Here is a 4,683-nt window from a genome sequence, read left to right as displayed (position 1 = left end):
CTGAAAACATTTTAAAAAGCATAAAACATGAAAGCACCCGAACTCTTATTGCCTGCAGGCGGCCTCGAACGTATGCGTGCCGCCTACGATTACGGCGCAGACGCCGTTTACGCCGGCAGCCCGCGTTACTCCCTGCGCGCCCGCAACAACGAATTTGCCAAACTCGACGTCCTCGAGCAAGGCATTAAAGAAGCGCACGAGCGCAACAAAAAATTCTTCCTGACCGTCAATACGCTGCCGCACAACTCCAAGCTCAAAACCTTCGTTTCCGATATGGAGCCTTTGATTGCCATGAAACCCGATGCGCTGATTATGGCGGATCCGGGTTTGATCATGACCGTGCGCGAAAAATGGCCGGAAATGCCGATTCACCTGTCCGTACAGGCCAACACCACCAACTACTGGGGCGTAAAATTCTGGCAGAACATCGGCGTTGAACGCATTATTCTGTCGCGTGAATTGAGCATGGAAGAAATCGCCGAAATCCGCCAAGAATGTCCCGACATCGAGCTTGAAGTCTTCATCCACGGCGCATTGTGCATCGCTTACTCCGGCCGTTGCCTATTGTCGGGCTACTTCAACCACCGCGACCCCAACCAAGGCACCTGCACCAACTCCTGCCGTTGGGACTACAAAGTCCACAACGCCGTCGAAAGCGACGCGGGTGATGCCCAGCTTCTGCAAGGTTTCAACTTTGAAAAAGCCCAAGAAGAAGCCAACCAAAACTTCGAAGGCATCAACGGTCAAAAACGCCATCCCTACGCCGATAAAGTTTTCCTGATTGAAGAGTCCAACCGCCCGGGCGAAATGATGCCGATTATGGAAGACGAACACGGCACCTACATCATGAACTCCAAAGACCTGCGCGGCATTGAAGTGGTTGAGAAACTGGCCAAAATCGGCGTGGACAGTCTCAAAGTCGAAGGCCGTACCAAGTCGCTCTATTACGTCGCCCGCGTCGCCCAGTCCTACCGCAAAGCGATTGATGATGCCGTCGCAGGCCGTCCGTTTGATTACAGCCTGTTGAGCGAACTCGAAGGCCTTGCCAACCGCGGCTACACCAGCGGCTTCCTTGAGCGCCACCAAACTCAGGATTACCAAAACTACCTGACCGGCCACTCTATCGCCAAACAAAGCCAATATGTCGGCCACGTTACCGAAATCGATGAAAACGGCTGGGCGACCATCGAAGTCAAAAACCGCTTTGCAGTCGGCGATTCACTCGAAATCATCCACCCGAGCGGCAACCAAACCATCAAATTGGAACAAATGACCCGCAAAGGTCAGCCTGTCGATGTTGCCCCAGGCAACGGCATTCAGGTCAAAATCCCGAATATGCAAGGCAAAGAAAAAGCTTTGGTTGCGCGGATTATGAATCCTTAAGCATCAACCAAACAAAGGCCGTCTGAAAGTTTCAGACGGCCTTTTACATTATCTATGCTGTTTTAAGCCTGTTCTTGCAATACGGCGGCAATCAATTCTTCCGCACCGTCATCTGACAGTTTTTTGGCGACAGCGCGACCCAAAGCATCGGCGTATTCGGCAGGTGCTTGCGCGTCCGCCTGCAAAATGACCGAGCCGTCGGGATGGCCGACCAAGCCGCGCAAGGTCAGCAAGCCGTTTTCTTCAGTGCAATATGCGGCCAGCGGCACTTGGCAGCTTCCGCCCAAAGCACGTGCCAATGCGCGTTCGGCTGTAACGCAGGCGTGTGTGGTATCGTGGTTTAACGGCTTCAAGACTTCGTACAAATCTTCGCGATGCGCTGCAATTTCAATACCCAATGCACCTTGTCCGGCGGCAGGCAGACTGTCGGATTCCGACAAAATCATGCGGATGCGTTCGTCCAATTCCAGACGCTGCAAACCGGCGGCAGCCAAGATAATCGCGTCGTATTCGCCGTTATCGAGTTTGGACAAACGGGTTTGCACATTGCCGCGCAAAGGTTTGATGACCAAATGCGGATAGCGCGCGCGCAACTGGGCTTCGCGGCGCAGGCTGGATGTGCCGACGACGGCGCCTTTGGGCATTTCTTCCAGACGCGCGTATTGGTTGGACACAAATGCGTCAAACGGATTGGCGCGTTCGCCGATGGCTGCAAGCGCGAAACCTTCAGGCAAATCCATCGGTACGTCTTTAATCGAATGCACGGCCAAATCAGCCCGGCCGTCATACAAAGCCTGTTCCAACTCTTTGACAAACAAGCCTTTACCGCCGACCTTTGACAAAGTTCTATCCAAAATCTGGTCGCCGCGCGTGGTCATGCCCAAAATCTCGACTTCGCAATCGGGATACAGGGCTTTCAGACGGCCTTGGATGTGTTTTGCCTGCCACATGGCAAGCAGGCTTTCGCGACTGGCGATAACGAGTTTTTTCGGGTTCATAATGGTTGCCTGAAAGATGGAAAACGGCATGAAGTCTATCATATTTTGGGCGGTTTTTCAGACGGCATGTGGGTGAATATGTTATATTTACACCTAAAAACCAAATTTTCCGGACAACATGAAACGCGCCAAAAAATATCCTTTTTTATCCTTACAGCGGCAACGTTTTCATCTGAACTTTGAAAACGCCTCTTCCGCCGCCGACCTTCCGAGCGAACGCGATTTTTACCGCTGGGCATGGTCTGCCTTGAAAAACGAATACCGCCGCGCTGACATCAGCCTGATTCTTCTGGACGAAGAAGAAGCCCGCGCCTACAACCGCGACTACCGCGGCAAAGATTACGCCACCAATGTATTGAGTTTTGCGCTCAACGAAGGCGAAATCCTGCCCGACCAGTTTTCAGACGGCTTGTATGGTGATTTGGTGATTTGTCCGCAAGTGGTTTTGAAAGAGGCCGCCGAACAAGGCAAAACACCTGAGCAGCATTTTGCCCACCTGACCATACACGGTACTTTACACCTGATGGGCTACGACCACATCGAAGACAATGAAGCCGAAATAATGGAAGCCGAAGAAATCCGCCTGATGCTGGCGGCAGGCTTCCCCAACCCCTACCAAGAGGACGAATATTAAAATGGACGGTACGCAGTCGAAACCCAAGTTTTTCGAACGCCTAATCTCCCGACTTGCCGGCGAGCCTGATTCCGCCGAAGACGTATTGACCCTGCTGCGCCAAGCGCACGAGCAGGAAGTTTTTGATGCCGACACACTGACCCGGCTGGAAAAAGTATTGGACTTTGCCGAGCTGGAAGTGCGCGATGCCATGATTACGCGCAGCCGCATGAACGTATTGAAAGAAAACGACAGCATCGAGCGCATCACGGCCTACATCATCGAAACCGCCCATTCGCGTTTCCCCGTCATCGGCGAAGACAAAGACGAAGTTTTGGGCATTTTGCACGCCAAAGACCTGCTCAAATATATGTTCAACCCCGAGCAGTTCCACCTGAAATCCGTCTTGCGCCCTGCCGTTTTCGTCCCCGAAGGCAAATCACTGGCCTCCCTTTTAAAAGAATTCCGCGAACAACGCAACCACATGGCGATTGTCATTGACGAATACGGCGGTACATCCGGCCTGGTAACCTTTGAAGACATCATCGAGCAAATCGTCGGCGACATCGAAGACGAATTTGATGAAGACGACAGCGCCGACAATATCCACGCCGTTTCTTCCGAACGCTGGCGCATCCACGCTGCCACCGAAATCAAAGACATCAACACCTTCTTCGGTACGGAATACAGCAGCGAAGAAGCCGATACCATCGGTGGCCTGGTCATTCAAGAATTGGGACACCTGCCCGTACGCGGCGAAAAAGTCATCATCGGCAGCCTGCAATTTACCGTCGCACGCGCCGACAACCGCCGTCTGCACACCCTGATGGCCACACGAATTAAAGAAAACACGGATAAACCATGATTATTCTGGATCACGTCTCCAAACACTATCAAACACGCGACAACAAAGACTTTGTCGCCGTCGAGCCGACCAGCCTCGAAATCAAACAGGGTGAAATCTTTGGCTTGATGGGCTATTCCGGCGCAGGCAAATCCACCCTGCTGCGCCTGATTAACTTATTGGAACGTCCGGATACAGGTACCGTCAGCGTGTGCGGCCAAGAGCTGACCGCACTCAACGCCACGCAACTGCGCCACGCCCGACAAAACATCGGCATGGTATTCCAACAGTTCAACCTATTGAGCAACCGTACCGTTGCCGAAAACGTCGCCTTCCCTTTAGAAATTGCCAAATGGCCGTCTAAAAAAATCCAAGCGCGTGTTGAAGAATGTTTGGAAATTGTCGACTTGCAAGACCGTGCCAACCATTACCCGTCCCAACTTTCCGGCGGTCAAAAACAACGTGTCGGCATTGCCCGTGCGCTGGCGCCGCAACCTCAAGTCATCCTCGCCGACGAACCCACTTCCGCCCTCGACCCCGCCACTACGCGCAGCGTTTTGAAATGTTTGGAAGACATCAACCGACGTTTCAACGTAACCATCGTCATCGTTACCCACGAAATGAGCGTTATCCGCCGCCTGTGCGACCGTGCCGCCCTCTTGGATAAAGGCCGTCTGCTGGAAATCGTTGAAGTACACGGCAACCAAATCCATGCCCAATCCGAAATCGGGCAAGAGCTGATTCGAGAGGACTAATATGGCAGATTTAACATTTGAAAGTGCTGTTGAGACCATCGTCAGCATGAAGGGCGAAATTATCCAAGCCTTGGGCGAAACCTTTATTAT

Annotated in this window: 5 protein-coding genes; 4 read left to right on the top strand and 1 reads right to left on the bottom strand. The window is 52.6% G+C overall.

Translation table 11 applies throughout. The annotated features are described in order from the left end of the window. Window positions 1-27 precede the first annotated feature (27 nt). The gene (gene trhP, locus ACTHS3_RS04110; RefSeq protein WP_003748589.1) at window positions 28-1,383 is read left to right on the top strand and encodes a prephenate-dependent tRNA uridine(34) hydroxylase TrhP; all 1,356 of its coding nucleotides are present in this window, start codon (window positions 28-30) and stop codon (window positions 1,381-1,383) included. A 62-nt stretch (window positions 1,384-1,445) separates the two neighbouring features. On the opposite strand, the gene hemC is transcribed toward trhP, so the two are convergent. After that, a complete protein-coding gene (gene hemC / locus ACTHS3_RS04105) occupies window positions 1,446-2,381 on the bottom strand; it encodes a hydroxymethylbilane synthase (RefSeq protein WP_440367226.1) in 936 nt (311 codons plus the stop codon). 118 nt (window positions 2,382-2,499) lie between these two features. On the opposite strand from hemC, the gene ybeY reads away from it, so the two are divergent. Genes ybeY through ACTHS3_RS04090 form a run of 3 tightly spaced genes read left to right on the top strand, consistent with a single transcriptional unit; the run spans window position 2,500 to window position 4,593 of the window. Continuing rightward, on the top strand, window positions 2,500-3,015 hold the full coding sequence (gene ybeY / locus ACTHS3_RS04100) for an rRNA maturation RNase YbeY (RefSeq protein ID WP_440367225.1): 516 nt from the start codon (window positions 2,500-2,502) through the stop codon (window positions 3,013-3,015). Between the two features lies 1 nt (window position 3,016). Then, window positions 3,017-3,859 carry an HlyC/CorC family transporter gene (locus tag ACTHS3_RS04095; protein ID WP_049344871.1) on the top strand — a complete coding sequence of 281 codons (843 nt, stop codon included), beginning with the start codon at window positions 3,017-3,019 and terminating at the stop codon, window positions 3,857-3,859. Beyond that, window positions 3,856-4,593, top strand: a complete 738-nt coding sequence (locus ACTHS3_RS04090) for a methionine ABC transporter ATP-binding protein (RefSeq protein ID WP_004519679.1) — start codon at window positions 3,856-3,858, stop codon at window positions 4,591-4,593. The genes ACTHS3_RS04095 and ACTHS3_RS04090 overlap by 4 nt, the downstream gene beginning before the upstream one ends. The last annotated feature ends 90 nt before the right edge of the window (window positions 4,594-4,683 follow it).

The organism is Neisseria sp. P0009.S007, from assembly GCF_051962515.1.
The sequence above is the reverse complement of the archived record's forward strand: the minus strand, read 5'-3'. Positions and strand labels throughout refer to the sequence as shown.

What these genes read in the sequence shown, in the direction of transcription:
- trhP (WP_003748589.1), top strand. Translation starts at nt 28, where the DNA reads ATGAAAGCACCCGAACTCTTATTGCCTGCAGGCGGCCTCGAACGTATG.
- hemC (WP_440367226.1), bottom strand. Translation starts at nt 2,381, where the DNA reads ATGAACCCGAAAAAACTCGTTATCGCCAGTCGCGAAAGCCTGCTTGCC.
- ybeY (WP_440367225.1), top strand. Translation starts at nt 2,500, where the DNA reads ATGAAACGCGCCAAAAAATATCCTTTTTTATCCTTACAGCGGCAACGT.
- ACTHS3_RS04095 (WP_049344871.1), top strand. Translation starts at nt 3,017, where the DNA reads ATGGACGGTACGCAGTCGAAACCCAAGTTTTTCGAACGCCTAATCTCC.
- ACTHS3_RS04090 (WP_004519679.1), top strand. Translation starts at nt 3,856, where the DNA reads ATGATTATTCTGGATCACGTCTCCAAACACTATCAAACACGCGACAAC.